This is a genomic window from Streptomyces sp. HSW2009 (assembly GCF_040240285.1).
Taxonomy (GTDB): domain Bacteria; phylum Actinomycetota; class Actinomycetes; order Streptomycetales; family Streptomycetaceae; genus Streptomyces.
This window is the reverse complement of sequence record NZ_JBEHZD010000530.1, coordinates 1-5,329: the sequence shown is the minus strand read 5'-3', so window position 1 is coordinate 5,329 and position 5,329 is coordinate 1. Positions and strand designations below refer to the sequence as shown.

Below are 5,329 nucleotides of genomic sequence, written 5' to 3'. Positions count from 1 at the left end.
GCCGTAATCCCCACCACATCCTCACGCTCAGCCCCCAACCGCACCATCTCCTCCGAAAACACCGACGTCCAGGAGGGACCCGACGGCTTCTTCTTGGCGGAGACCGCGCCGATGGCGTGGAACTGGTCCAGTTCGTGCTGTTCGGCGGGCGCGTGGCCCTTGCCCTTCTGCGTGATGCAGTGCACGATCACCGGCCCGTTGAAGGCGCGGGCCCGCCGCAGCGCCGACTCGACCTGTGCGACGTCATGGCCGTCGACCGGGCCGACGTACTTCAGACCCAGGTCCTCGAAGAGGCCCTGCGGGGCGACGAAGTCCTTGAGTCCCTTCTTGGCGCCGTGCAGGGTGTCCAGGAGCGGGCCGCCGATGACGGGCGTGCCGCGCAGCCGGTCCTTGCCCCAGTCGAGGAAGCGCTCGTACCCCTGGGTGGTGCGCAGCGTCGTCAGGTGCTCGGCGAGGCCGCCGCGGGTGGGCGCGTAGGAGCGGCCGTTGTCGTTGACGACGATCACCAGCGGCAGGTCCTTGGACGCGGCGATGTTGTTCAGCGCCTCCCAGGCCATGCCGCCGGTCAGCGCGCCGTCGCCGATGACGGCCACCACGTGCCGGTCGGTGAGGCCGCGCAGCCGGTGCGCCTTGGCGAAGCCGTCCGCGTACGAGAGGGCCGTCGAGGCGTGCGAGTTCTCGATGACGTCGTGGTCCGACTCCTCCTGCGAGGGGTAGCCGGAGAGCCCGCCGCGGCTGCGCAGTCCCGCGAAGTCCTTGCGGCCGGTGAGCAGCTTGTGCACGTACGACTGGTGGCCGGTGTCCCACAGGAGGCGGTCGCGCGGCGAGTCGAAGACCCGGTGCAGCGCGATGGTCAACTCCACCACGCCCAGGTTGGGCCCGAGGTGCCCGCCGGTCTTCGACACGGCCTCCACCAGGAACTCCCTGATCTCGCTGGCCAGGGCGGTCAGCTCGGGCGGCGCGAGGCGGCGGACGTCCGCGGGGCCACTGATCCGGTCGAGGAGCGGCGTGCCGGACGCCCCGGACTGCGAGCGAGAACTCAAAATGCACCTCCATTACTGGCGCACGGGCGGCGCTGCCCGTGCGGAATTCCGTGGCACGTTCCGTAGAACGACCCACCACGGTCGGGGAGTTCGTCGTGTGCGGAGGAGGGGGTACGGTTGGGCCCCTGGTGCGGCGACCACGCTACGGCGGTGGCGGTACGTGCGCGTATGGCAATTGATTGCCGGTGGCGGCTCTTACGGGTGCACTGAATTGCTAGCGGTAGCAGGTTCCCTGGCTTCCCGGCCTTCCCGGCCCGCCTTCCCGGCATGACAATCCCTGGGAATCTGGGCGGGCGGCCGTAGCCGCGGCGGAACCCAGAAGGCGCGTGCGCAGCCCGGCCGACCATGGGAGAGTCCCCCGCATCTTCGAACGGGGGAACACTCGATGGCGGTAGACACCACAAATCCAGTGCGCCGTGACACGCGATTTAACGCCTACGTCAAACTGGGTAAGTTCGCATTTTTCGACTATGACCTGTGCGTGCTCATCGTCTGGTGCGCACTGCCGGGATCGCTGTGGTGGGAGGCGTCCACCGGGGCGACCCTGCTGCTCTTCCTGATCGGGCAGATCGCGATCTTCGCGGCGACCGTCACCTTCGACGACCTGACCGGGCTCAAGGACGGCAGCGACGCGCGCAACTACACACCGGAGACCGGCAAGTTGCGGGACCTTGCCCGCAAGCCGCTGCTGTCCGGCGCGCTGTCGGTGCGCCAGGCGCAGGTGTTCGGCTGGGGCGCGGTGCTGGTCGGGGCCGGCTGCTGGGCGACGGCCGCGGCGCTGGCGCCGCACCGGCCGGGCTGGCTCCTGCTGCTGCTCCTGCTGGTGGCCGCCGGCGCCGTGCAGTACTCGTACGGGCTCAAGCTCAGCTACCGGGGCGGCCAGGAAGTACTGATGATCGGCACCACCGGGATGGTCGTGCTGATGCCGTACGCGCTGCTCACCGGCGAGGTCAGCGGGCTGATCGCGCTGGAGAGCGTGCTGTTCGGCGCCTGGGCGCTGCTGGTCGCCTCGTACTCCAACCTGAACGACCTGGCCGGGGACCGCAGCGTGGGCCGGGTCAACGTCGCCACCCTGACCAGCCCGGCGGGCTACCGCGGCTACCTGCTCGCGGTCAGCCTGATCGGCCTGGTCAGCACGGTGGTGGCAGTCGTCTGCGGGGCGGCGCCCGGGTGGTTCCTGCTGCTGCTCGCGCCGGTCTTCGCGCTCCGTGGCGCCCAACTGCGCGCCGGCATCGTCCGCGACAACCCACTGGCCGCGCGCAAGTTGGGGATCACCATCCACAGGCTGGGCGCGGTCCTGCTGTGCGTGGGGAACCTGCTGTACGTGCACGGGGGCTGAGCGCGCGGCCGGGCAGCCGGCCGACCGGCCCCACGGCGCGGGACACAGCCCGCCCCACCTCACCGCGCGGACAGTCAACCCACCGCACAGCCCGCCCCACCGCACAGCCGGGCCGCGCCCCGTAAGCAGTCAGCCAGCCGGCAACCGGTCAGCCCGCCGCGCCCAGCCGGTCGCCCCGTACGTCCCGATGCGACCCGGCGCGCGGAAGGACCCCGTGCGCCGGCCGCATGCCGTATGCACCGGTGAGCCTTTCGTCGCAGACGGTCATAAGGCCCAGGCAGCCCGCCCGACAATTATTTGTGACAGGAGTCTGCTATATCGCTCCTCCGCTCCCGCGGCCAAGAATTGGCGCCGTTCGGCATTTCTAGCCGGCCGATGTCTTCGCAGTCTGTAGGGAGCAGTCGATGCCTTCGGTAAGTGACAGCACGCTCGCGTCCCCGCAACAGCGGCGTAAGCGCATCATCATGGCCGAGCCGCGCGGATTCTGCGCCGGCGTCGAGCGGGCGATCGGCATGGTCGAGAAGGCCCTTGAGCTGTACGGCGCGCCGGTTTACGTGCGTAAGCAGATCGTGCACAACCAGCATGTGGTGAACGAACTTGAGAAGCAGGGCGCGCGTTTTGTCGATTCCGAGGACGAGGTGCCCGAAGGGGCCATCTGCGTCTTTTCCGCACATGGCGTGTCGCCGGCGGTGCGTGGAAATGCGGAGCAGCGCGAGCTCAAGGTGATCGACGCGACCTGCCCGCTGGTCGCCAAGGTGCACCAGGAGGCCCGCCGCTCCGCCGACGCCGGCCGGAAGATCCTCCTCATCGGGCACGCCAACCACGAAGAGGTGGAGGGCACGGTCGGCGAGGCGCCCGCGGAGACCGTCGTGGTGGAGTCGGTCGAGGAGGCCAGGGCGCTGGAGTTCGCCCCGGGCACCGTCCTGTCGTACCTCACGCAGACCACGCTCTCGCTGGACGAGACCAAGGACATCATCGAGGAGCTCACCCGCCGCTTCCCCGACATCAAGGGCCCGGGCAGCGACGACATCTGCTACGCGAGCCAGAACCGGCAGAACGCGGTCAAGGACATCGCCGCCCAGACCGATCTGGTGCTGGTCGTCGGCTCCGACAACTCCAGCAACTCGGTGCGCATGGTGGAGGTCGCCATCCGCCAGGGCACCCCGTCCCACCTGGTCAACGACGTCTCCAAGCTGGACGAGCAGTGGCTTGAGGGGGTGGAAGCGGTGGGTGTGACCGCCGGGGCGAGCGCCCCCGAGGTGCTGGTGCAGGAACTCGTACAGCGGCTCGCGGCGTTGGGATATCAGGACGTCGACAGCGTGACCACCACCACCGAGGACGTGGTCTTCTCCATCCCCGGCAGCCTGTTCGCGCACGCGGGAGTGCAGCGCTAGCAGCAGCCAGCGACCACGCCCGACCCCGCGCGGTCGATCGGGACCGCCGCCCCGCACGGGCCGGCGGTCCCGTTCACGACGGCCCGACCGACGCAGACGCCTGACGTTCAGCCCCGTTCGCCCCGTCAGCAGGGAGACGCCGTGCCCGGAACCGTGTCGAGGGCCTCAGCGGCCACGGCCGAAGACCCCACATCGGCCCGCGCCGAACTGGAACGACTGCTCGGCAGGGTGCAGGGCAGACTTGAGCGGTTACTCGCGGCCGAGCGGCACGAGTGGCAGGAGCACAACCCGGACGCGCTGGCGCTGGTCGACGCCGTCGCGCAGATCGTCTTCAGCGGCGGCAAGCGGCTGCGGCCCGCCTTCTGCGCCGCGGGCTACCTCGCGGCCGGTGGCGCCCCCACGGCCCCCGACGTGGTGGACGTGGCCGCGGCGCTGGAGGCGCTGCACACCTTCGCGCTGCTGCACGACGACGTGATGGACGCCTCCGAACTGCGCCGCAACAAGCCGACCGCGCACGTGGCCCATGCCGAACTACACCGCCGCGAGGGCTGGCGCGGCGAGCCGCGCCGGTACGGCGAGGGCGTTGCCGTGCTCGCCGGCGACCTCGCCCTCACCTATGCCAACCGGCTCGCCGCCGGCGCCCCGCCGCAGGTCATGGAGGTGTGGGGGGAGCTGTGCACGGAGCTGATGGCCGGCCAGTACCTGGACATCAGGGCCGCGGCCCGCTTCCACCCGGACCCCGAACTCGCCCGCCACATCGCGGTCTTCAAGTCCGGCCGCTACACCATCTCCCGCCCGCTGGCCCTCGGTGCGCTGCTCGCCGGCGGCGCCGCGGACACGCTGGCGGCGTTCGAGGAGTACGGGCTCGCGGTCGGCGAGGCGTTCCAGTTCCGGGACGACCTGCTGGACGCCTTCGGCGACCCGAACACCACCGGCAAGCCCGGCCAACTCGACTTCAAGCAGCACAAGATGACGCTGCTGATGTCCTTCGCCCTGCGTGACGAGCCGGCCGTCAGCGACCTGGTCGCCGGCGACCTCGCCGGCACCGACCCGGACGAGCTGTACGCGACGCTGGTGCGCACCGGCATCAGGGACCGGGTCGAGTCCGTCATCGAGGAGCGGGTGAAGGTGGCCTGCGAGGCGGTACGCGCCGCCGACATCAGCACCCAGTGGGCCGCGGAACTGTCCACGATGGCGCACCAGGCGGCCTACCGGGACCACTGACCCGCCGGGCCCGGGACCGCCGCTTTTGGCTGTGCGCCCGGCTGGGCTCCGGGCGGCGCGCCCGACCGTGCCTTGGACTGGGCGCCCGATTGTGCCGTGGGCTGCGCGCCCGGCCAGGCTCCGGGCCGCGCTCAGGCCCGCGGCCGGCCTGCGCGCTCGGCGGTGAAGAGGAGGCAGCGGCCCGGCCGCACTCCGGGCCGTGCGCCCGGCCGCATAAGGGCCGCGCATACCGGCCGCGGGCCGGCGCCGGGTCAACCCCCCCCCCCGCGGCGGGGCCCCCCCCCCCCGGCCGGGCGCCGCCCCCCCCCCCCCCGGCGGGGGCGGGGGGG

Annotated in this window: 4 protein-coding genes; 3 read left to right on the top strand and 1 reads right to left on the bottom strand. The window is 71.4% G+C overall.

Going from position 1 to position 5,329, the window contains the following annotated elements; genetic code table 11:
- Nucleotides 1-1,043: 1-deoxy-D-xylulose-5-phosphate synthase N-terminal domain-containing protein (locus AAHZ94_RS27935; protein WP_349996284.1), on the bottom strand; the 1,043-nt coding region annotated here is incomplete at its 3' end.
- Between the two features lie 409 nt (nt 1,044-1,452).
- Between AAHZ94_RS27935 and AAHZ94_RS27930 the strand changes: the two genes are divergently transcribed.
- From AAHZ94_RS27930 to AAHZ94_RS27920, 3 genes are all read left to right on the top strand, one after another.
- Nucleotides 1,453-2,382 (top strand): UbiA family prenyltransferase, encoded by a 930-nt coding sequence (locus AAHZ94_RS27930; RefSeq protein WP_349996282.1) that lies wholly within the window; start codon nt 1,453-1,455, stop codon nt 2,380-2,382.
- Between the two features lie 404 nt (nt 2,383-2,786).
- Nucleotides 2,787-3,776 (top strand): 4-hydroxy-3-methylbut-2-enyl diphosphate reductase, encoded by a 990-nt coding sequence (locus AAHZ94_RS27925; protein WP_349996280.1) that lies wholly within the window; start codon nt 2,787-2,789, stop codon nt 3,774-3,776.
- Nucleotides 3,777-3,917: 141 nt separating this feature from the next.
- Nucleotides 3,918-5,000: a polyprenyl synthetase family protein gene (locus tag AAHZ94_RS27920; protein ID WP_349996278.1), complete on the top strand. Its 1,083-nt coding sequence runs from the start codon at nt 3,918-3,920 to the stop codon at nt 4,998-5,000.
- Nucleotides 5,001-5,329: the final 329 nt, after the last annotated feature.

Coding starts and splice junctions, on each gene's coding strand:
- AAHZ94_RS27925 (WP_349996280.1), top strand. CDS start 2,787: ATGCCTTCGGTAAGTGACAGCACGCTCGCGTCCCCGCAACAGCGGCGT.